Genomic DNA, 19,340 nt, shown 5'->3' with positions numbered 1-19,340 from the left:
AACAAACACCGCCCCATCCAGTCGAATTTCTCGGAGCACGCAATGCGCCCGCTTACCCGTCGCCAGTTCAACGCCTATAACGCCCAGGTCGCTCAGCTCAATGAAGTCGAGTCGACCGCCGTCACGTTCGCTGTGGCGCCCACTGTCCAGCAGAAGCTGGAAAACCGCATTCAGGAATCCAGCGAGTTCCTGAGCAAGATCAACGTCGTCGGCGTCGACGAACTTCAGGGCGAGAAGGTTGCCCTGGGCGTCTCCGGCACGGTTGCCGGCCGAACCGACACCAGCGCCGGTCAGAAGCGCCAACCGCGCAACGTCGCCGCGGTCGACGGCACCGGGTATCAGGCGGTGCAGACCGACTTCGACACCGCGATCAAATACGCGACGCTCGACGCCTGGGCCAAGTTCCCCGACTTCCAGGCCCGCCTGCGCGATGCGATCGTGCAACGGCAGGCGCTCGATCGCCTGATGATCGGCTTCAACGGCACCAGCGTGGCGCCCACGACCAACCGCGCAACCAATCCGTTGCTGCAGGACGTCAACAAGGGCTGGCTGCAGCAGTACCGCGACCACGCCAACGCTCGCGTGCTCGCGTCGGGCAAGACCGCCGGTAAAGTCGTCATCGGCTCCAGCGTCAATGCGGACTACAAGAACCTCGACGCTCTCGTTTACGACGCAGTCAGCGCGCTGATCGATCCGTGGCACCAGAAGAATCCGGCCCTCATCGTAGTGCTGGGCCGCGAGCTGGTGCACGACAAGTATTTTCCGATGGTCAACAAGGACCAGCCGGCCACCGAGAAGCTGGCAACCGACATCATCCTGTCCCAGAAGCGCGCGGGCGGTCTGCCGCTCGCGGAAGTTCCGTACATCCCGGACGGCACTCTGCTGATCACTACGCTGAAGAACCTGTCGCTGTACTGGCAGATCAATGGTCGGCGCCGCTACATGAAGGAAGAACCCGAACTGAATCAGATCGCCAACTACGAATCGTCGAACGACGCGTATGTCGTCGAGGATTTCGGCCTGGGCTGCGTCGTCGAGCACATCGAGATCGAGGCCTGACCGACATGGCGCACAGCCCTGCTAAGAATCACTACGTCCAGGCACTGGCGGCCAAGGAGGCCGCCAGCCGAGGCTCCAACGAGCTGATGGCCGGCGCCACCGCCTATGAGCAGCACATGGCCCAATTGCAGTCTGATCGTCTGCGGCTAAAGCAGGTCCAGTCCGCACAGGCCAAGGCCGAACTCAAACGCGACATGCTGCCCGCCTACGGCCCCTATGTCGCCGGCGTGATCGAGGCCGGCAACGGCACGCCGGATGAAGTACTTACCACGACGATGCTGTGGTGCATCGACGTGGGCGCCTTTCAGGAAGCCCTCACCGTCGCCGAGTACGTGCTGCGGCACGGCCTGGCGATGCCCGATCGCTTCGAACGCACCACCGGTTGCCTCGTGGCCGAGGAAATCGCGGAAGCCGCGCTGAAGGCGCAAAAGGTCGGCGAGTTGTTCGACGCCGGCATCCTCGCCCACGCCGCCGCGCTGACGGCTACCGAGGATATGCCCGACGAAGTGCGCGCCAAGCTCCATCTGGCGCTGGGTCGGGCACTGCTGAACGGAGTCACCGACGACTCCGTGCCGCCCGGGGCCGACGTCCAGGCCGGCGTCGACAACCTCAAGCGAGCGATCGACCTGCACAGCAGCTGCGGCGGCAAGAAGGATCTGGAGCGCGCCGAGCGCTTCTTGAAGAAACACGCTGCGCCGCCGGCGGATGCCGGCGCGAGCAGCTAACCGAGCGTCCCCACGCAACCCCGCCGGCTCGGGGCTGATCCGCATCACTCTCTCCGATGCGGTGACGCCCCGACCACCGGCGACCTGAGATCCTGTCATGAGCGGATTCATCGCAAACGGAAACGCTGGAGACGAAGCGGTCATTGCGAACAGCGAGTTCTGGCCATCGATCGATCCGATCGCGTTGCGCGCCGCCATGCGCATCGATGGCGCCGTCGCGCCCGATCGTCTGCGCTCGACCATCGTCGCCGTGGCGCTGGAAGTCAACGCCGATCTGGCGAAGTGGCGGGCGCAGCAGCAGAACGCGGGATTCGAAAAGCTCAACGACGTGCCTTCCGAGCACATCGACGGCGTGTCCCGTCTCGCTCAGCTATACCTGCGAGCCATCGCTTGTGGGACGGCTGCCGAGCTGGCCCAACGGTATCGCTCCTACGACACCGCGGCCGCAGGCGATAAACGTGCCGACGATCTGACGCCGAGCATCGACGAGCTGCGTCGGGATCTGCGCTTTGCGGTGCGCGACTTTCTGGGAGCCTCGCGCATCACTGTGGAGCTGATCTGATGCGCGTCTACGCGCGCCAAGGCGACACGCTTGACCTGCTGTGCTGGCGACACCTCGGCCGGACCGTGGGCCTGCTGGAGATGGCATTGGAGCTCAATCCGGGCTTGTGCCAGCTCGGCGCCATCCTTCCGCACGGTACGCCTGTCGATCTTCCCGAACTCACCCCTTCCACCACCGCGGCCGCAGTTCGGCCGCTGGTCCAACTCTGGGACTGAACCTGATGGCCGAACCGACTTCCCTTTCCACGGCCGGCGGGCTCACCGCAGGAGTGGGCCTTGCCGCGATGTGGCCGGGCATCGACGGCGATGCACTGATCGGCGCCTTCGCCGGCGCGACCCTTTTCGTGGTGTCCGCGAAATCGCTGCCGACCTGGCAGCGACTCGTCTATCTGCTGGTCAGCGTTGTGGCCGGCTATCAATCCGGCATCGAGATCGTCCGGTGGATCCCGATTCGTTCCACTGGCGTGGCCGCTTTCGTGGCGTCGGCCGTCGCCATCACGATCACGCTGACGCTGATCGAAAAGAGCCGCGCCTTCGACCTGAACTGGTTGCGCCGCGGAGGGCCGCCGAATGCATAGCCTTGTTACCGCCCTGACGCTGATCGCCTGCGTCGCCATCTGCGCCCGCTTGATCACCTACCAGCGCGGGCCGGACGCTTCCCACCGCGTTGGTGTTGGCTTGTGCGCATGGCTGCTCATCGTCTGCACCGGCGGGCAAGCCATCCACATCACGCTGGCGGGCGCCTCTGCCCACGCAAGCCCCTGGCAGTTGGGCGTCCTGGCTGTACTCGCAGTCCTTACCTACCGCGCCCGCGGCAACGTCGCGCGCATTCTGAGGGTCGAATGATGCTCACCGCAGAACAACTGCAACAAGCCATGCGCTGCCCGAGTGTGCGCGCCAACCGCTGGCATCCCGCGTTGAGCGCTGCCATGCGCAAGTTCAGCATCAGCACGCCGCGGCGCATCGCGCACTTCGTCGCGGAGCTCGGACACGAAAGCCTCAGCCTTTCGCGGACGGAAGAAAACCTCAGCTACAGCAGCCTGCCGCGACTGCTGCAAGTGTTCGGGCATCGACTGCCGCCCGACGCCGCCAGCCAGTACCTGCGCCAACCGGAGAAGCTGGGCAACCAGGTCTACGCCGGTCGCAACGGTAACGGCAACGTCGCCAGCGGCGACGGCTACCGGTTCCGCGGCCGCGGCCCGATCCAGGTTACCGGGCGCGACAACTATCGCCGTGCGGGCCTGCTGATCGGCCAGCCGCTGGAGGAGCAGCCGGCGCTCCTGCTCGACGTCGATGTCGGCGCGATGGCCGCAGCCGCGTACTGGCAGGATAACGGGCTGAACGCGCTAGCGGACGCTGGCGACATCCTCGCGGTCAGCCGGAAGATCAACCTGGGCTCGGCCACGTCGAAGCGCACGCCGGAAGGCCTGCAGGACCGCATCGACCGCACCCGCCGCGCCCTGTCCATTCTGGGGGTGAGCTGATGTCGGCCCGCGCCATCCTCGCGCTTCTCATGGTCGCGCTACTCGCGGCCATCGCCTTCGGCGCCGCCTACCAGCAAAGCCGAATCGCCGCGGCGCAGCGCGACACCGACGACGCAAAGGCGCGGTACGCCGTAGCAACGGTCGAACGCGATACCGCTCGCATCGAACGCGACGCGGCGCGAGCCAATGTTCGCATCGTGACCCAATACGTCGACCGCGTGCAGACGGTTCACCTCACCGGCGCCACCATCACCAAGGAGATCCCGGTTTATGTCACCGCAAAAGCTGATGCCGCTTGCGTTGTTCCTGCTGGCTTCGTGCGCATCCACGACGCCGCCGCCGCAAATACGGCCCCGGACGCCAGCGCCGGAGATCCTGATGCGCCCGCCGCCGGCCTTACGCTCTCTGCCGTCGCCGACACCGTCGCGGGCAACTACACCACGTGTCACACAATCCGAGAGCAAATGATCGGCCTGCAGGACTACATCAATTCACTTCCGACGAGCGAATCGCCGTGATCAAGCCGGAGAGCCTGCGAGCGCAGCTCACCGCGGCGATACCGGAACTCAAGCGCGACCCGGACCGAATGCTGCTGTTTATCAAAGAGGGCGGTTTAGCGGCCACGCTCGCGCCGGGTCTGTCGTTTGAGTATCGGTATACGCTGCACCTGATCATCACCGACTTCGGCGGCCACCCTGACGCGGTCATGGTCCCGCTGCTTGTGTGGCTGGCGCGCAATCAATCCGAGCTGCTGGCCAATCCTTCGCTTCGCGACGGCATCGCGTTTGAGGCCGAGCTGCTGGCGAACGACAAGGTAGACCTGGAAATCAGGCTGCCGCTGACCGAGCGCGTCGGCGTGCATAAGCAGCAAGGCGGCGGGTACAAGGTGGAGCATTACCCCGAGCCCGAGATCGAGTCCACACTTCCCGGCGGTCGCTGGGATGTGTACCTGCAGGGCGAATGGATCGGCGGTTGGGACGCGCCGGACGCTGCAGCGGGCTGATCATGGACGAGCTGCAGCAATTGGAAGCGTGGGTCGCGCCGCTGCTCGCCAAGCTGGAACCATCCCAACGTCGCGCACTCGCCCGGACTATTGGCGGCGAGCTGCGCCGCGGTCAAATTCAGCGTATTCGTGATCAACGGAACCCGGACGGTAGCGCATACGCGCCCCGCAAACGCGACGAGGCAGGCAAGATCAAGCGACGTAAGGCCGCGATGTTCCAGCGCATAACGCAAGCGCGCTATCTGAAGATCGAGGCCAGCGAACGCGGCGCAGCGGTCGGCTTTCTTGGGCGCGTCGCCCGCATCGCCCGCGTCCACCAAGAAGGCCTGACCGATCGCGTAGACCGTGATGGTCCATCCGTGCGCTATGAGCGCCGTCAACTGCTGGGATTCACCGAGGCAGAGCGCCAGGCGATCCGCGATCTGCTAGTCGAACACCTCACGCGATAGCGCGAGCAACGAGGGCGAATGTAGAAATCGCTCCTACAACGCGACTGCGTTGTTGCATCAGGCCGGCGCGGCGACTCTGAAATCAACCCGCGCCCGGCCACGCCATGTCCACCTTTACCGCCGTCGATCTCTCGCGGTTGCCCGCGCCCGCCATTGTCGAACAGATCGACTACGAAGTCGTGCTGGCGCAGATCCTCGCAGACTTCCGCCGCTTCGCGCCAGAGTTCAGCGCGTTCACCGAAGCCGATCCCATCTACAAGGCGCTGCAGGTGCTTGCGTACCGCGAAGTGAAAGTCCGGCAGCGAGCGAATGAAGGCTGTCGGGCCGTAATGCTGGCCTACGCGGCAGGATCTGATCTGGACCAGTTGGCGTTCGGCTTCGGTGTAACGCGAAAAGTGCTCGATCCGGGCAATCCGGCGCAATCCATCCCGCCGACGATGGAAAGCGATTTGGAGTTCCGGCGCCGCGCACAGCTTTCGCCGGAAAGTCTCAGCGTGGCCGGACCGGAAGGCGCGTACATTTTCCACGCACTCAGCGCCCACGCGAGCGTGTTGGATGCGTCGGCTACGAGTCCTTCCCCCGGCGAGGTCGTTGTGACCGTTCTGGCGCGCGAGAACGACGGCACTGCCGATGCCGCCCTGGTCGCCGCGGTGGCCGCCAAGCTGTCCGATGACTCGGTACGCCCGCTCACCGATCACGTGACCGTGCGCGCGGCCACCATCGTGCGCTATGCCGTGGAAGCGACGGTGTACACCTACGCCGGTCCCGATTCCGCTTTGGTCCTCGCCGAATCCAAACGCCGACTGGAGCGTTACGTCCAGGAATCACACCGAATCGGGCGGGACGTTCCCCTGTCAGGCATCTACTCCGTACTGCACTCCGAAGGCGTGCAGCGCGTCGAGATCACGTCGCCGGCGTCCGGACTCGTCATCGATCGCACCGAAGCGTCCTGGTGTACAGGCATCACGATCACTTCTGGCGGCGTCGATGAGTAGCTTGTTGCCGCCCAACGCGACGTCGCTCGAACGTGCTCTGGAACGCGCGTCGGCTCGCATCGATGACGTGCCGACCCCCATGCGGAAGCTATGGAACGCCGACACGTGCCCCGTCGAATTGCTGCCCTGGTTGGCGTGGGCTTTGTCGATCGACACGTGGCAGCCCAACTGGCCGGAACACGTCAAGCGCGCACGACTTCGAACCGCGATGGAAATCCAACGCCGCAAGGGCACCGCGCAAAGCGTGCGGCAGGTCGTAGCGGCTTTCGGTGGCGCGGTGCAGCTACGCGAGTGGTGGCAGCAAGAGCCGCCAGGACAGCCGCACACCTTCGAAATGGTGCTGACGTTAACCGGCGAAGGCGGGGAAACCGCCACGGCCCAGTACGTCAACGACGTGATCGCCGAGGTCAGCAGAACAAAACCCGTCCGGTCGCATTTCACATTCACGCAGGGCGTCCAAGCCAAGTTGCCAGTTGGCGTGGTGTTTGCCGCCCGAGTCGCTTCCTATCGCCGCCTGCAGCTGCAGGTCGAATAGTTCAAAGGCCCGCCATGACGCTTCCGACCATGAAACTGACCACGGCCGGCCGCGCCGCGATGGTCAACCCCGAGAACACCGGCACCGCAGCCGTTCGCATCAGCGAAATTGGCGTAACCGGGCAATCGTTCGCGGCGACAGCCGAACTTACCGTGCTGCCCGGCGAGATTAAGCGCCTGCGCACCTTCGCTGGCGCGGCAGTGGCGGACGATACGATTCACGTCACGCTGCGGGACGACAGCTCTGACCAGTACACGTTGTGGGGCTTCGGCCTCTACGCGGACAGCGGCATCCTGGTCGCAACCTACTGCGCGACGTCGCCGATCATGGAGAAGGCGGCGCAGGCAATGCTGTTGCTTGCAGTCGACGGTCGTATAGAAGACATCCTGGCCACCAGCCTGACGTTCGGCGACACCGACTGGATGAATCCGCCGGCGACTACGACGGTCCAAGGTGTGGTGGAGCTGGCGGACAACGACGAAGCTATCGCAGGCGTCGACAACAGCCGCGCCGTGACCGCGGCCGGAATCAAGGCAGTGCTGAACGCGCGCTTTGGCGCAAACGCGCCCAGCGCGTTTGTAAAGCCGCTGCTCGCACTGGCAACGGCCGCGCTTCTGCGCGGTGCGCTGGAGATCAAGTCCGCGGCGTTGAAAGACGACGGCGCCGGCAAGGGCCTAGATGCGGACCTGCTGGACGGCCAGCACGGCGCCTATTACCTGGCGTGGGACAACCTGACCGGAGTACCGCCGAGCTTTCCGCCCAGCGGGCATCGCCACGACTGGGCGAACCTGGACAACGTCCCCAGCACAGCATCCCGGTGGCCCACCTGGCTGGAAGTCACCGGAAAGCCCCCCGCCTTTCCGCCGAGCGGCCACATTCACGCGGCTGCGGACGTGCAATCCGGCGTCTTCGACGTGGCTCGGATCCCGGACCTGGAACAAACGAAGGTGGCCGGCTTGGTCTCGGCGCTGGCGGCAAAGGCTCCACGGCGCGACCCGCAGTTCACCGGCACGGGGATCCGGATCGGCGTCGACAACGCTGGCGAGAGCGCGATCACTTTCGGGGTCGACGACTTCTACTACTACTCCAACAACGAGGCCATAGGCCTGTTTTCCACGTCGAAGGGCCAGATCTACCGCACGCACAAATCGAGCAAGACCACAGAGTACACCGGCACGGTCGCCGCTCCGAACTTCGTCGCCTTGGATTACGGCAGTAATGGCGGCTTTTTCCGGGTCGGCAATGACGTTGACCTGATCGACGTCGGCGTATCGAATACCGCCGCCGTGCGCGGTCTGCAAGATCCGACCAAGGGCTATTTTCTCTTCGGCAACTCTGGACACCAATTCGGCTGGGACGGACAGCGGCTGATGTTTGGCCCGTGGGAAATTTGGAGCCGCGGCAACTTCGACCCCAACACAAAGGCCAGCATTGGAGCCACCGTTCAGTTCGCAGACGTCACTGCCAGCCGCGGGGATGGCAGCGGCGTGATCTTCCTTGGGCGCGGAGACCGCTACTTGTTCTGGGATGGCGGGTCGTATCGAATGCCCGGCGCGCAGCTCGTCGTCGACGGAGGATTCCAGAAGGGCTCGTCGCGCGAGCTGAAGGACATCGATGGGCCGATCCCCTATGGCCTAGCGGAGCTGCTGCGCATCGAAACTGCCATCGGCAGCTACAAGCAGGACTACCACGAGGACGGCGGGCGAAAGCGTCTTTTCGTGATCGCCGAACAGCTCGCAGAAATCGTGCCAGAACCCGTGTTCGCTGGCGCGATCGAATACGGCGACCGCAAGTTGGACGCGGTCGAGGATGGTCAGCTAGTTCCGTTGCTGATCAAGGCCGTCCAGGAATTGGCCGAGCGCGTCTTCGTCCTTGAGGGCAAGCACTGATGGCCGTGGGGCTGCGCACCTTGCTATCCAACGTCACCATTGCCGGTGTGACGTACAACGGCGCCGTTGACCTGGACGACGTCTTCCATGCTCGCGGCACCGCCGCGGCCGCGCCCGATGCGGGGATGCGCGCAGACACTGCTTCCGATCTGTCCGCACGCTACTACCCGCGATCACTGGGCGGCACCACGCTACCGGTGGACACAGGCTATCGCAACGAACAGGGCGTCGACATTCGCCAGATGTATGCGCAACGTGGCTCTGTCGGCGGCGGCGGCGATGGCGGCGGCGGGTGCCTACCCTTAGGCACGATGATCCCTTTGTGCAGCGGCAACACGAAGCGGATCGAGGACATTCAGCCCGGCGACCAGGTCGTGGGCTACTACGTCGACGGCATGATCGACGAAAGCTCGCCGGACTGGACCGTCTGGAACGTTGAACGGGAAGCGGGCAAGCGTGGCCAGTTGGTGCCAGTCACCGTTCGTATGACCCTGCACGCCAGTTACCCCTCGCACTGGCTAATCAATGGCGAGCTGCGCGCCACCTACGAACATCGGTTCTTCGTGCTGCGGGACGGCGCGTGGGCGTGGCGGCAGGCACGGGAGCTGCGCAGCGGCGACGCCTTCCTGTCCATCGACCGCGAGGAGGTGCCGATCAATTCTGTCGCGTTCGTCGACGCGCCTCTGCAGGTAGCGAACATCGACGTGGAAGATGTCGATTGCTTCATGTTCGAAGCGTTTCCTGGGACGATCGTCCTGTCGCATAATCCCGAGCAGAAGAACTAACGCCGGCTATCGCTCGCCGTGTAATCCACGTCCTAACAGCCCGGAATCCATGCGCGCCCGCGAGCGCGGCCACACCATGACGGCATGGATTCCGTCTCCGAACTTCAGCGTCAGCTCGGCAACGCGATCCGCTTCGGCACCATCGCCGAAGTGGATCACGCAGCAGCTCGCTGTCGTGTCGATACCGGCGAGATCAAGACCGATTTGGTGCCGTGGTTCGTTCCGCGAGCCGGCGAGACCATCGAATGGTCGGCGCCTTCTCTCGGCGAGCAAGGCATCCTGCTGTGCCCGAACGGCGACACACACGGCGCCGTCTTCTTGCGCGGCATTTACTCCGATGCGTTCGTCGCACCATCAAATGCGCAATCGCTGCATCTGATCCGCTTCGCGGACGGCGCGCTGATCCAGTACGACCAAGCGGCGCACGCCCTTCAAGCCGCGTTGCCGGCCGGTGGAACCGCCGAGATCACGGCGGATGGCGGCGTGACCATCAACGGCCCTCTGATCGTCAACGGCGCTACCCAGATCAACGGCGACGCCGGCGTGAGTGGCACGGTCACCGCCGAGGTCGACGTGATCGGCGGCGGAAAGAGCCTCAAGAATCACCCGCATAAGAATGTCCAGCCGGGTTCGGGTCAGTCGGGACCGCCAGCGTGAAGGGCATGGACGCCAGCACCGGCCGATGGATCGACGGCACTGACCATCTTCGTCAGTCGATCGCCGACATCCTGATGACGCCGATCGGCTCGCGCGTGATGCGCCGCGACTATGGATCGTTGCTGCCGGAGCTGATCGACCAACCCTTCAACGGCGCCACACGGATGAAGCTCTACGGCGCCACCGCGACTGCACTGATGCGCTGGGAGCCCCGTCTGCGCCTAACCCGTATCGATCTGACTCCCGGTGCCGAGCCGGGCGCTTTCACGCTTTACCTGGAGGGCCGGCGCACCGACAGCGGCCCAACAAACGAGTACACCCGCATCACTCTGCCGCTGCGCAGCGGTTTCTACTGATCACGGAGAAGAACATGGTCGACACCTATCATCACGGCGTTCGCGTCGAAGAAATCAACGAAGGCGGCCGCCCGATTCGGACCGTGTCGACCGCAATCGTCGGCGTGGTCTGCACGTCCAGCGACGCCGACCCAATCGTATTCCCGCTGAACAAGCCGGTGCTGTTCACCAACCTGCGCGCCGCGCTGGCGAAGGCGGGAACGAACGGCACGCTGCGCCCGACTCTGCAGGCCATCGCCGACCAGGCGGACCCGTGGACCATTGTTGTGCGCGTCGAGGCCGGCGCCTCGGACGCCGCCACCACCACCAACGTCATCGGCTCCGCTACCGGCGCGACCTATACCGGCCTGCAGGCGCTGCTTGTCGCCCAGAGTCAACTCAACATCAAGCCGCGGATCATCGGCTGTCCGGGCCTGGATACGCAGCCGGTCGCTGCGGCTCTGGCCATCGTCGCCAAGAAACTGCGTGCGATGGCGTACATCAGCGGCGCCGCGAGCGCAGACAAGGAATCGGTGGTCCAGTACCGGGACAGCTTCGCGGCTCGCGAGCTGATGATCATCTGGCCGGATTTCCTGGGCTGGGATACCACCACCAGCAGCACCAAGCCCGCCTTCGCCGTGGCGCGGGCTTTGGGTCTGCGCGCCAAGATCGACCAGGAGCAGGGCTGGCACAAAACCCTGTCGAACGTCGCCGTCGACGGCGTTACCGGCATCTCCCGCGACGTGTACTGGGACTTGCAGGACTCCACCACGGACGCCGGATATCTCAACGCCGGCGACGTGACCACGCTGGTCAACTACAACGGCTTCCGGTTCTGGGGCTCGCGCACCTGCAGCGACGATCCGCTGTTCGCGTTCGAATCCGCGACGCGCACGGCGCAGGTACTGATGGACACGATCGCGGACGGGCTTGCGTGGGCGATCGACAAGCCCATGCACCCGACCTTGGTGCGGGACATCGTGGAATCCATCAACGCCAAGTTCCGCGAGCTCAAGGCCAATGGCTACGTGATCGACGCGTCCGCCTGGTACGACGAAACCATCAACACCAAGGACACCCTCGCCGGCGGCAAGCTCTACATCGACTACGACTACACCCCGGTCCCGCCGCTGGAAAGCCTGATTCTCAAGCAACGCATCACCGATCGTTACCTCGCCGACTTCGCCGACCGCGTGAACGGCTGACCATCGCAACGCCCGATTTCCGGAGACAACTATGGCAATGCCCAAAACCCTCGCGAACTGCAACCTCTTCGGCAACGGCGAGAGCTATATCGGCCAAGTCGTGGAGGTGAAGCTGCCGACGCTCACCCGCTTGATGGAGGACTACCGCGCCGGCGGCATGAACGGCCCGGTGAAGATCGACAACGGCCAGGACGCGATCGAGATGGAGGCCAAGTTCGGCGGTTTCATGCGCTCGGTCCTGCAGCAGTACGGCGCCACCCGGCACGATGCCGTGCAGTGGCGCTTCGCGGGCGCATACAAGCGCGACGACACCGGCGGCGTGGACTCGGTGGAAGTCGTAACGCGCGGGCGCTACAGCGAGGTCGACCTCGGCAGCGCGAAGCCCGGCGAAGCGACCGAGTTCACGGCCAAGTTCGCCTGCAGCTACTACAAGCTGATGGTCAACGGCGTGGCCGTTATCGAGATCGACCTGGTGAACATGATCGAGATCGTTAACGGCGTCGATCTTCTCGCCGAACAGCGTCGCGCGATCGGTATCTGACCCTAGAACGCTCGGCGCCTGCCGGGCGTTCCCTTCCCTGGAGAGAGCCCCATGAGCAACACACAGACCACCGAGATCACTCTGGAAACCCCGATCGTCCGCGGCGAGCAGCGAATCGAGCGAATCACCTTGCGCAAACCCGCCGCCGGCGAGCTGCGCGGCATCGCCCTGGCCGAGCTGCTCAAGCTGGACGTGGCCGCCCTGCATGTCGTACTGCCGCGCATCACCAATCCGACCCTCACCGCGCACGACGTCGGCCAGCTCGACCTGCCCGATCTGATGACGATCGGCAGCGAGGTAGTGGGTTTTTTCTTGCCGAAGGCGGATCGGGCGGCCCTGTCCCTCGGCGCGTAGAGGACGCGATGGCGGATATCGCCGCGGTCTTCCACTGGCCGCCCGCGGCGATGGACGAGCTGTCCCTGACGGAACTGATGGAGTGGCGCGAACGCGCCCGAGAGCGAAGCGGAGCGGACTAGCGTGGCGGGAAACACCCTGAAACTGCAGGTACTGCTCGACGCGATCGACCGCGCGTCCGGTCCGCTGAAGCGCATCATGGGCGGCAGCGGCGCCACCGCGAAGGCGCTGCGCGCCACGCAGACCGAACTCAAGCGCCTTGAGGCCGCGCAGCGCGATATCGATGGCTTTCGCAAGATGGAGGCGGCGCTGGGCAGCACGTCGGCAAAGCTCGTTCAGGCGCAGCGCGAGCTGCGGCAGCTCGGCGCCGCAGCCAACGCCACAGACGCACCGACGAAGAAGCTCACCGCGCAGCTGAAGAAGCAAGGTGAAGTGGTGGGCCGTCTGCGCGAGGCGGAAGCCAAACAACGTGCCGCTCTTGCTGCGTCCAAGCAAGCCCTGGAAGCGACAGGCGTCAGCACGTCGCGTCTCGCCGTGCATGAGCGCAAACTGCAGTCCGATATCGCCGGCGCCAACCGCGCGCTCGACGCACAACGCAAGCGCCTGGGCCAGTTGGGCGCGGCGCAGGCAAAGATGCAACGCCTGCAACGCGCCGGCGCGAAGCTCGCCGCCGGCGGCGCGGTAGCTGTCGCCGGCAGTGTCGCCGCCGCCCGCGGCCTCGGCGCGCCCGTCGCCGCGTTCGCCGCGCAGGAGGAAGCCGCCACGCAGCTGCGCGCGTCGATGATGGGCGCCAATGGCAAGGTGTCAGCCGAGTTCGCGCAAATCGACGCGCTCGCGCAGAAGCTCGGCAACCGGCTGCCGGGAACCACCGCCGACTTCTACGAGATGATGACCATGTTGCGCCGCCAAGGCATGTCGGCGAAGGTCATCCTTGGCGGCCTGGGTGAAGCCACCGGCTACATCGGCGTGCAGCTCAAGATGGGTTACAGCGAGGCAGCGGAGTTTGCTGCCAAGTTGCAGGACGCCACGCGCACCAGCGAGCGCGACATGATGGCGCTCAGCGACGTGATCCAGCGAACGTTCTATCTGGGCGTCGACGCCGAGAACATGCTGCAGGGCTTCAGCAAGATGACGTCGTCGATGGACGTGATCAAAACGTCGGGCATCGACGCCGCCCGCGCGTTCGCGCCGCTGCTGGTCATGGCGGACCAAGCCGGCATGAAGGGCGAGGCCGCCGGCAACGCCTACCGCAAGGTGTTTCAGGGGGCACTGGACGAAGGCAAACTCGCCAAAGCCAACGCGCTGGTCAAGGACAGCGGCATCAAGTTGGACTTCAGCAACGGCAAGGGCGAGTTCGGCGGCCTGGACCAGATGTTCGCGCAGCTGAAGAAGCTGGAAAAGCTCAACACTTCTGACCGGCTGGCCGTGATCAAAAAGCTGTTCGGTGACGACGCCGAAACGCTGCAGGTCGTGTCTCTGCTGATCTCCAAGGGTGCTGCGGGATATGGCGAGGTTCAGGCGAAGATGGCCGCGCAGGCGAGCCTGCAGCAACGGGTGAACTCGCAGCTAGGCACGTTGAAGAATCTCTGGGACGCCGCGTCCGGTACATTCGTCAACGGCTTGGCCGCAATGGGCGAAGCCGCCGCGCCCGACATCAAAAATCTGATCGAGCTGATTACGCAACTGGCGGATCGCTTCCAGGGCTGGGTCAAGGCGAACCCCGAACTCGCCGGCGGCCTGTTCAAGGTGCTGGCCGTGATTGTCGCCGTGGTCGCGGCTGCGGGCAGTCTCGCCTTAGCGATCGGTACCGTGTTGATGCCCTTCGCCGGGCTCAAAATGGCCGCCACCGCCGCGGCGCCGCTGTTCACCGGCATCGGCAAGGTGCTGATGAGCGTTGGCGCACGCGTTCTGCCGTTGGTCGCCACCGGCCTGCGCATGGTTGGTATGGCGATAACCGCGAATCCCATAGGCGTGCTGCTGATGTTGATCGCGGGCCTTGTATACGTGATCTATCGCAACTGGGACACGTTCGGCCCCTGGTTCCAGGCACTCTGGGACGGCATCGTCGCCATCGCCGCCTGGGCATGGGAGTGGATCAAGAAGCTGTTCGCGTATTCGCCGCTGGGGATGATCATCAACAACTGGGGCACGATTGCGCCCTATCTCGCCGGGCTCTGGGAGCGCGTGAAGCAATACGTGAGCGGCGCGTGGACGCTGGTGACCGGCATCTTCAGCGGCGACGGCGACAAGATTCGCTCCGGGCTTGCATCGATGTGGGCTGCGATCAATGGGATCCTGGGCGGTTGGCCGGCAAAGATGTTGCAGGCCGGTATCGACATGGTCGCTGGCTTGGTCAACGGTATCCGCTCGCGGCTCGGCGCCGTAGGCGAAGTCATATCGTCGCTGGGCAGCGGTGCTATCGGCGGCCTGAAGCGGATCCTCGGCATTCACAGCCCTTCGCGTGTGTTCGCGCAGTTGGGCGACTTCACCATGCAGGGCTTCGCCGGCGGCCTGGAGCGCGGCCAGCGTGCACCTTTGCAGCGCATCGCCGCGTTTGGCGGCCGACTGCAGCAAGCTGGCGCCGGCATTGCGATCGCGGCCGCGGCATCGCCGGCCATCGCGATCGACACACGCGGTCCGATCGCGCCTGCTATTGCCCGCGATTCCGGCGGCGCCCGGCACTACGAAATCAACATCTACGCGGCGCCGGGCATGGACGAGAAAGCGATCGCCGCCGAAGTTCGTCGCCAGCTAGATGAGCGCGATCGACGCGACGCTGCGCGTACACGCTCGCGCCTCACCGACTACAACTGAGGGCCGCGCGCATGATGATGGCACTAGGAACTTTCGTTTTCTCGTTGCCGCGGCTTGCGTATGAGCAGCTGCAGCGATCCAACGCGTGGCGACACGCCAGCAGCGATCGCATCGGCGCACGCGCCGCGCATCAGTACCTCGGCCCCGATGAAGAGACAATTGAGCTTAGCGGGCGGATCGCCCCCGAACTCACGGGCGATCCGGCTTCGCTGGATCTGCTGCGCGACCTAGCGAATCAAGGCCGGCCACTGGCCTTGGTCGACGGCACAGGTCTGGTCTACGGCGCGTTCGTGCTGAAGTCGATCAGCGACAGCCGGTCGCTGTTCTTTCAAGACGGTGCGGCTCGCCGCATCGAGTTTCAGCTGTCGCTCCTTCGCGTCGACGACGAAGCCATGAACGAATCCTCGGACCAGGCAGCATCCCGATGACCCAGAACGCGGAACCCTATGCTGTGCCCGCGTGGCGCGTGGTGTTGGATGGCACGGATCTGACCGAACGGTTCAAGCCGCGCCTGCTGGAGCTGACGCTGACTGAGTCGCGCGGCGGCGAAGCCGACCAGCTCGACTTGGTCATTCATGACCACGATGGGCGTATGGCGCTGCCGCGCCGCGGTGTTGCGCTATCCGTGGCGATCGGGTGGGAGGATGCCGGCCTGATCGAAAAAGGCACCTTCCGCGTCGACGAGGTCGAACACAGTGGCGCGCCGGACGTGATCACGGTTCGCGCCCGCAGCGCCGACCTGAGTAATCCAATGCGCACGCGGCGCGAGCGCAGCTGGCATCAGGTCACTTTGGGTGACGTGATCCGCAGCTTAGCCGGAGAACACGGGCTGCAGGCGCGCATTGCGCCAGCTCTGACCGGCGTCCAGATCGCGCACCTGGACCAGACCGGCGAAAGCGACGTGCATCTGTTGACGCGACTCGGACAGCGCTATGACGCGGTCGCTACAGTGAAGGCTGGGAGTCTGCTGTTTATGCCGATCGGAAGCGGCACCACCGCGAGCGGTCAAGCATTGCCGACCGCGTTGATCACGCGCGCGAGCGGCGACAAACACCGCTACGGAGCGGCAGATCGCGACAGCTACAGCGGCGTGCGCGCCTATTGGAACAACAAGCCCGGCGCCAATCGAAAATCGGTCCTGGTAGGCGCGAGCGGCAACGCCAAGCGATTGCGCGAGACCTACAACAACGAAACCGAAGCGCGGGAACACGCCAATGCCGAATGGAAGCGCATCAAGCGCGGCGCGGCGAAGATGGATTTCACGCTAGCGCTTGGGCGCGCCGACCTGTCCCCGGAGCAAAAACTGCGCCTGCGCGGCTTCAAACCGGAGATCGACGACACGGCCTGGTTGATCGCCAAGACCACGCACACCATCACCAGCTCGGCGGGTTTCACCACGAAGCTGGAGTTAGAGACCGACGCCGGCGGCGGATCCTGATCCGACGCCGGCCCCGCGGTGCCCACCCTAGGAGGAAACCATGAGGCCCATGTTGTCCCTGTTCGTGCTGTTCGCGTGTTCCCTGATCCTTTTGCCGGCGTGCGCGAGCAGCCCGCCGGCCACTTCCGTCACCGAGTCGCCGGGCTTCGGCATGCTGGTCTTGGTGTTGTTGGTGATCGCCGGCGCCGCGGCCTACCTGTATCGCCGCCGGCGTCGCCCCAAGCGCCGCGGCCCGGCCGGCCCTGGGGGTGGCGGCCTCGGCCCGCAGCCGCCGCAGGCGCAGCTGTAGCGCGCCGCTGACGGCGTTAGAACAGGCCGCCGGGAACCCCGGCGGCTTTTTTTTGTTCTGCGATCTCAGTTGTCGGAAAAGGTGCCGGTTTCCGTGGCCGCTCCGGGGTAGGCTGGCCGTAGGCAACCCTGCAACATGCCGGCATGGCGGGTGACCGCAATCACAATACGGTACTGTCGCAGGGCTACAACGAACCGGGCCGCCGTTGGGACGGCGCCCACCACGCCAAGGAGGAAGGAATGCTCACCCGCTCCAGATCCGCACTGGTCCTGGGCCTCGCGCTGCTCGCGAGCCCGCTGGCCAGCCTCGCATGCTGCCCATCCGATGGAAACAGCCCTCAGAAGCTCGCCAGCGTCGGCTTAGGCGAGAGTTTTCCCACTACGGCCGACGTAGCCGCGGATTCGACCTGGAGCGTCTACGAGTTCCAGCGCGACGGAATCCGCTACGTGCAGGCCAACGACAGCGCCGGCGCCGTCCGGGCCGCGGTGGGTCGCATCGGCGACACGTTCTGGGTGCTGCCGATCGGCGTTGACGCCGACCGCGTGTCCGTGCCCGGCAACGCTGTCACGATCCCGGCGTACACCAGCGCGAAGCGGGTGTACGGCACCAACGCGATCGACGTGTGGGTCTATCAGACCACCAGCGGCGACTGGTGGGCGGTGACGCCGGCAGGAGAGCGCTGACGGTCGCTGGTCGGGCCGACCGGCTCGACCAGCAGGAAGCTGATCCGATTCGCATGGCGGCGCTTCACGGCGCCGCCATTTGCGTTTATGCGCCCCTCAAGCTCCAGGGCCGCCAGGGTCGCCGTCTGATTCGGCGGGATCGCCTGTCCCGCAGTCGCCTCGATCGACACGACGATGCCGCGGTATTCACCACCCGCCCAGACGCGGGCGCGCACGGTCTGACGAATCGGTGCCCCCTGCGCCAACAGCGCCACCGCATTGCACGCGCACCGATACGCCGCCAACTGTAGATCGACGGAGAGCGCGCGGGCGGCGCCACGGAACACGAATCGCACGTCTCTACCGCCGGCCCAAACGCTGCTGAACGCAACAGACTGCAGCACGTCGAAAAGGCCGTGTCGCTCGATCCGCAGCGGATACAAGGCCGCTGCGTGCTCGTCGAACAGTCGCGACTCTTGCTTGCCGACGCGCTGCAGATCGGCGGCCGCAGCAGTGTGGCCCATCTCTTCCAACCAACGCGCCATGTTGCGTCGGTCCTCATCGCGACCCGATTGCAGTTGCGCCAGCGCGATCACGCTCTCACGCAGATGCCGCTCCCTGGACACAAAGCTGCTATGCGCAATCTTGAGCGCGTGGCGCTCGGCGACGCCCAGCTTTCGTGCATGGTCGTAGTGCGCGGAGATAGCTGCACCGAACACGTATAACGCTACGGTCGCGATCGCCAACGCGATCTGGACGACGAAAGCTACGGCATCGTGAGCACCAGCGGCGTCGAACGCTGTTGTTGGGAGCCCGAACGCTACGCTCGCGACCGCGATCCCAAGCGCCGCACCACGCCAACCGTGCATAAAAGTCAGCACAACCGCCGGGACAATCATCAACAGCAGTAACAACTGGCGCAGGGCTGGCTCGCTGCCGGTGTAGTTCGCGGCGAAGTAGGCCACAGCAGTGAGCGCGACGGCGACGACCAAGTGGGTGGAGAATTGGCGCGGGCAGAACATGCCGTCCTTGCGCCGAATCCAAACCATCACGGCGGGCACAAAGATGACCATGCCAAGGTACTGCCCGGCCGAGAAGCGCAAGAAGTTTTCAACTGTGCCGCTGCTGGACGGGCCGGACAGCGCGAAATTGATCGTCATGTTGGCGATCGCTGTCCACACCGCAGTCGCCAGCGCGATCACGGGGAACCAGCGCTCACGATCGCTGATCACGCCCAACTGCCGGCGGAAGATCGCCGGGACTATGGCAACCGCAGGCCCGAGCAAAAATGGACTCAGGTACGCCCACAGCTCGCCGTACTGTTCCGCCTTCGGCACGCGCAGCGTCAGGAACGCGGCGGCGTCGCCCGCGAGGATATACGGCCAGAACCGCGTCGGAAGAAACAGCAACGCCGCCAAGCGGATGCCGGCCGGCAGATACCACTGATCGACGGAGAGCCGCCACGAACTAAGCATCAAAGCGCCGTACACGACGCTGAAAATCAAGCCCTGAACTACGGGCCTCCAATTACGGCTAACTACCTCCATGCCGCCCGCCCCC

The 19,340-nt window shown here is 65.0% G+C and carries 26 protein-coding genes; 25 read left to right on the top strand and 1 reads right to left on the bottom strand.

What is annotated here, in order from left to right; all coding sequences use genetic code 11:
- The first annotated feature begins 42 nt into the window (after positions 1 to 42).
- The 25 genes from IEQ11_RS07420 (at position 43) to IEQ11_RS07300 (ending at position 17,801) form a co-directional block, all read left to right on the top strand.
- Positions 43 to 1,059: a phage major capsid protein, P2 family gene (locus tag IEQ11_RS07420; protein ID WP_191821384.1), complete on the top strand. Its 1,017-nt coding sequence runs from the start codon at positions 43 to 45 to the stop codon at positions 1,057 to 1,059.
- A gap of 5 nt (positions 1,060 to 1,064) precedes the next feature.
- Positions 1,065 to 1,784 (top strand): phage terminase small subunit, encoded by a 720-nt coding sequence (gpM, locus tag IEQ11_RS07415; RefSeq protein WP_191821383.1) that lies wholly within the window; start codon positions 1,065 to 1,067, stop codon positions 1,782 to 1,784.
- Positions 1,785 to 1,881: 97 nt separating this feature from the next.
- On the top strand, positions 1,882 to 2,346 hold the full coding sequence (locus tag IEQ11_RS07410; RefSeq protein WP_191821382.1) for a head completion/stabilization protein: 465 nt from the start codon (positions 1,882 to 1,884) through the stop codon (positions 2,344 to 2,346).
- On the top strand, positions 2,346 to 2,561 hold the full coding sequence (locus tag IEQ11_RS07405; RefSeq protein WP_191821381.1) for a tail protein X: 216 nt from the start codon (positions 2,346 to 2,348) through the stop codon (positions 2,559 to 2,561). Before IEQ11_RS07410 ends, IEQ11_RS07405 begins: the two co-directional genes overlap by 1 nt.
- Before the next feature lie 5 nt (positions 2,562 to 2,566).
- Positions 2,567 to 2,923: a putative holin gene (locus IEQ11_RS07400; protein ID WP_191821380.1), complete on the top strand. Its 357-nt coding sequence runs from the start codon at positions 2,567 to 2,569 to the stop codon at positions 2,921 to 2,923.
- Entirely contained in the window at positions 2,916 to 3,191 is a 276-nt protein-coding gene (locus IEQ11_RS07395; protein ID WP_191821379.1) for a phage holin family protein, read from the top strand. The genes IEQ11_RS07400 and IEQ11_RS07395 overlap by 8 nt, the downstream gene beginning before the upstream one ends.
- The gene (locus IEQ11_RS07390; RefSeq protein ID WP_191821448.1) at positions 3,191 to 3,829 is read left to right on the top strand and encodes a glycoside hydrolase family 19 protein; all 639 of its coding nucleotides are present in this window, start codon (positions 3,191 to 3,193) and stop codon (positions 3,827 to 3,829) included. The genes IEQ11_RS07395 and IEQ11_RS07390 overlap by 1 nt, the downstream gene beginning before the upstream one ends.
- Positions 3,829 to 4,347 carry a hypothetical protein gene (locus tag IEQ11_RS07385; protein ID WP_191821378.1) on the top strand — a complete coding sequence of 173 codons (519 nt, stop codon included), beginning with the start codon at positions 3,829 to 3,831 and terminating at the stop codon, positions 4,345 to 4,347. Before IEQ11_RS07390 ends, IEQ11_RS07385 begins: the two co-directional genes overlap by 1 nt.
- Positions 4,344 to 4,832, top strand: coding sequence for a phage tail protein (locus tag IEQ11_RS07380; protein ID WP_191821377.1), 489 nt, complete (start codon positions 4,344 to 4,346; stop codon positions 4,830 to 4,832). Before IEQ11_RS07385 ends, IEQ11_RS07380 begins: the two co-directional genes overlap by 4 nt.
- A gap of 2 nt (positions 4,833 to 4,834) precedes the next feature.
- Positions 4,835 to 5,281, top strand: coding sequence for a phage virion morphogenesis protein (locus IEQ11_RS07375; RefSeq protein ID WP_191821376.1), 447 nt, complete (start codon positions 4,835 to 4,837; stop codon positions 5,279 to 5,281).
- Between the two features lie 104 nt (positions 5,282 to 5,385).
- Positions 5,386 to 6,276 (top strand): baseplate assembly protein, encoded by an 891-nt coding sequence (locus IEQ11_RS07370; protein WP_191821375.1) that lies wholly within the window; start codon positions 5,386 to 5,388, stop codon positions 6,274 to 6,276.
- Entirely contained in the window at positions 6,269 to 6,811 is a 543-nt protein-coding gene (locus IEQ11_RS07365) for a phage tail protein I (RefSeq protein WP_191821374.1), read from the top strand. The genes IEQ11_RS07370 and IEQ11_RS07365 overlap by 8 nt, the downstream gene beginning before the upstream one ends.
- A 29-nt stretch (positions 6,812 to 6,840) precedes the next feature.
- The gene (locus IEQ11_RS07360; protein ID WP_191821373.1) at positions 6,841 to 8,700 is read left to right on the top strand and encodes a tail fiber domain-containing protein; all 1,860 of its coding nucleotides are present in this window, start codon (positions 6,841 to 6,843) and stop codon (positions 8,698 to 8,700) included.
- Positions 8,700 to 9,485, top strand: coding sequence for a Hint domain-containing protein (locus IEQ11_RS07355; RefSeq protein ID WP_191821372.1), 786 nt, complete (start codon positions 8,700 to 8,702; stop codon positions 9,483 to 9,485). Before IEQ11_RS07360 ends, IEQ11_RS07355 begins: the two co-directional genes overlap by 1 nt.
- A gap of 84 nt (positions 9,486 to 9,569) precedes the next feature.
- Entirely contained in the window at positions 9,570 to 10,142 is a 573-nt protein-coding gene (locus tag IEQ11_RS07350) for a phage baseplate assembly protein V (protein ID WP_191821371.1), read from the top strand.
- Complete coding sequence (locus IEQ11_RS07345) at positions 10,139 to 10,498, top strand: GPW/gp25 family protein (RefSeq protein ID WP_191821370.1); 360 nt, start codon at positions 10,139 to 10,141, stop codon at positions 10,496 to 10,498. The genes IEQ11_RS07350 and IEQ11_RS07345 overlap by 4 nt, the downstream gene beginning before the upstream one ends.
- A 14-nt stretch (positions 10,499 to 10,512) precedes the next feature.
- Positions 10,513 to 11,682: a phage tail sheath protein gene (locus IEQ11_RS07340; RefSeq protein WP_191821369.1), complete on the top strand. Its 1,170-nt coding sequence runs from the start codon at positions 10,513 to 10,515 to the stop codon at positions 11,680 to 11,682.
- 31 nt (positions 11,683 to 11,713) lie between these two features.
- Entirely contained in the window at positions 11,714 to 12,223 is a 510-nt protein-coding gene (locus tag IEQ11_RS07335; RefSeq protein ID WP_191821368.1) for a phage major tail tube protein, read from the top strand.
- Positions 12,224 to 12,274: 51 nt separating this feature from the next.
- On the top strand, positions 12,275 to 12,577 hold the full coding sequence (locus IEQ11_RS07330; protein ID WP_191821367.1) for a phage tail assembly protein: 303 nt from the start codon (positions 12,275 to 12,277) through the stop codon (positions 12,575 to 12,577).
- Positions 12,578 to 12,585: 8 nt separating this feature from the next.
- Complete coding sequence (locus IEQ11_RS07325; RefSeq protein ID WP_191821366.1) at positions 12,586 to 12,699, top strand: GpE family phage tail protein; 114 nt, start codon at positions 12,586 to 12,588, stop codon at positions 12,697 to 12,699.
- A gap of 1 nt (position 12,700) precedes the next feature.
- A complete protein-coding gene (locus IEQ11_RS07320; RefSeq protein ID WP_191821365.1) occupies positions 12,701 to 15,391 on the top strand; it encodes a phage tail tape measure protein in 2,691 nt (896 codons plus the stop codon).
- Between the two features lie 11 nt (positions 15,392 to 15,402).
- Entirely contained in the window at positions 15,403 to 15,819 is a 417-nt protein-coding gene (locus IEQ11_RS07315) for a phage tail protein (protein ID WP_191821364.1), read from the top strand.
- Complete coding sequence (locus IEQ11_RS07310; RefSeq protein ID WP_191821363.1) at positions 15,816 to 16,829, top strand: phage late control D family protein; 1,014 nt, start codon at positions 15,816 to 15,818, stop codon at positions 16,827 to 16,829. Before IEQ11_RS07315 ends, IEQ11_RS07310 begins: the two co-directional genes overlap by 4 nt.
- A gap of 40 nt (positions 16,830 to 16,869) precedes the next feature.
- A complete protein-coding gene (locus IEQ11_RS07305) occupies positions 16,870 to 17,118 on the top strand; it encodes an LPXTG cell wall anchor domain-containing protein (RefSeq protein WP_191821362.1) in 249 nt (82 codons plus the stop codon).
- A gap of 239 nt (positions 17,119 to 17,357) precedes the next feature.
- Positions 17,358 to 17,801 carry a hypothetical protein gene (locus IEQ11_RS07300; protein WP_191821361.1) on the top strand — a complete coding sequence of 148 codons (444 nt, stop codon included), beginning with the start codon at positions 17,358 to 17,360 and terminating at the stop codon, positions 17,799 to 17,801.
- Here IEQ11_RS07300 and IEQ11_RS07295 read toward each other — a convergent pair.
- Positions 17,750 to 19,285: an MASE1 domain-containing protein gene (locus IEQ11_RS07295; protein ID WP_191821360.1), complete on the bottom strand. Its 1,536-nt coding sequence runs from the start codon at positions 19,283 to 19,285 to the stop codon at positions 17,750 to 17,752. The two genes, IEQ11_RS07300 and IEQ11_RS07295, sit on opposite strands and share 52 nt — an antisense overlap.
- Between the last annotated feature and the right edge of the window lie 55 nt (positions 19,286 to 19,340).

It is taken from the genome of Lysobacter capsici, assembly GCF_014779555.2.
GTDB lineage: Bacteria > Pseudomonadota > Gammaproteobacteria > Xanthomonadales > Xanthomonadaceae > Lysobacter > Lysobacter capsici.
Note: the sequence above shows the minus strand (reverse complement) of the source record. Positions and strands in the feature narration are given on the sequence as shown.

Excerpts from the sequence above, each read along its gene's own strand:
- IEQ11_RS07420 (WP_191821384.1), top strand. The coding sequence starts at position 43 with ATGCGCCCGCTTACCCGTCGCCAGTTCAACGCCTATAACGCCCAGGTC.
- gpM (WP_191821383.1), top strand. The coding sequence starts at position 1,065 with ATGGCGCACAGCCCTGCTAAGAATCACTACGTCCAGGCACTGGCGGCC.
- IEQ11_RS07410 (WP_191821382.1), top strand. The coding sequence starts at position 1,882 with ATGAGCGGATTCATCGCAAACGGAAACGCTGGAGACGAAGCGGTCATT.
- IEQ11_RS07405 (WP_191821381.1), top strand. The coding sequence starts at position 2,346 with ATGCGCGTCTACGCGCGCCAAGGCGACACGCTTGACCTGCTGTGCTGG.
- IEQ11_RS07400 (WP_191821380.1), top strand. The coding sequence starts at position 2,567 with ATGGCCGAACCGACTTCCCTTTCCACGGCCGGCGGGCTCACCGCAGGA.
- IEQ11_RS07395 (WP_191821379.1), top strand. The coding sequence starts at position 2,916 with ATGCATAGCCTTGTTACCGCCCTGACGCTGATCGCCTGCGTCGCCATC.
- IEQ11_RS07390 (WP_191821448.1), top strand. The coding sequence starts at position 3,191 with ATGCTCACCGCAGAACAACTGCAACAAGCCATGCGCTGCCCGAGTGTG.
- IEQ11_RS07385 (WP_191821378.1), top strand. The coding sequence starts at position 3,829 with ATGTCGGCCCGCGCCATCCTCGCGCTTCTCATGGTCGCGCTACTCGCG.
- IEQ11_RS07375 (WP_191821376.1), top strand. The coding sequence starts at position 4,835 with ATGGACGAGCTGCAGCAATTGGAAGCGTGGGTCGCGCCGCTGCTCGCC.
- IEQ11_RS07370 (WP_191821375.1), top strand. The coding sequence starts at position 5,386 with ATGTCCACCTTTACCGCCGTCGATCTCTCGCGGTTGCCCGCGCCCGCC.
- IEQ11_RS07365 (WP_191821374.1), top strand. The coding sequence starts at position 6,269 with ATGAGTAGCTTGTTGCCGCCCAACGCGACGTCGCTCGAACGTGCTCTG.
- IEQ11_RS07360 (WP_191821373.1), top strand. The coding sequence starts at position 6,841 with ATGAAACTGACCACGGCCGGCCGCGCCGCGATGGTCAACCCCGAGAAC.
- IEQ11_RS07355 (WP_191821372.1), top strand. The coding sequence starts at position 8,700 with ATGGCCGTGGGGCTGCGCACCTTGCTATCCAACGTCACCATTGCCGGT.
- IEQ11_RS07350 (WP_191821371.1), top strand. The coding sequence starts at position 9,570 with ATGGATTCCGTCTCCGAACTTCAGCGTCAGCTCGGCAACGCGATCCGC.
- IEQ11_RS07340 (WP_191821369.1), top strand. The coding sequence starts at position 10,513 with ATGGTCGACACCTATCATCACGGCGTTCGCGTCGAAGAAATCAACGAA.
- IEQ11_RS07335 (WP_191821368.1), top strand. The coding sequence starts at position 11,714 with ATGGCAATGCCCAAAACCCTCGCGAACTGCAACCTCTTCGGCAACGGC.
- IEQ11_RS07330 (WP_191821367.1), top strand. The coding sequence starts at position 12,275 with ATGAGCAACACACAGACCACCGAGATCACTCTGGAAACCCCGATCGTC.
- IEQ11_RS07325 (WP_191821366.1), top strand. The coding sequence starts at position 12,586 with ATGGCGGATATCGCCGCGGTCTTCCACTGGCCGCCCGCGGCGATGGAC.
- IEQ11_RS07315 (WP_191821364.1), top strand. The coding sequence starts at position 15,403 with ATGATGATGGCACTAGGAACTTTCGTTTTCTCGTTGCCGCGGCTTGCG.
- IEQ11_RS07310 (WP_191821363.1), top strand. The coding sequence starts at position 15,816 with ATGACCCAGAACGCGGAACCCTATGCTGTGCCCGCGTGGCGCGTGGTG.
- IEQ11_RS07305 (WP_191821362.1), top strand. The coding sequence starts at position 16,870 with ATGAGGCCCATGTTGTCCCTGTTCGTGCTGTTCGCGTGTTCCCTGATC.
- IEQ11_RS07300 (WP_191821361.1), top strand. The coding sequence starts at position 17,358 with ATGCTCACCCGCTCCAGATCCGCACTGGTCCTGGGCCTCGCGCTGCTC.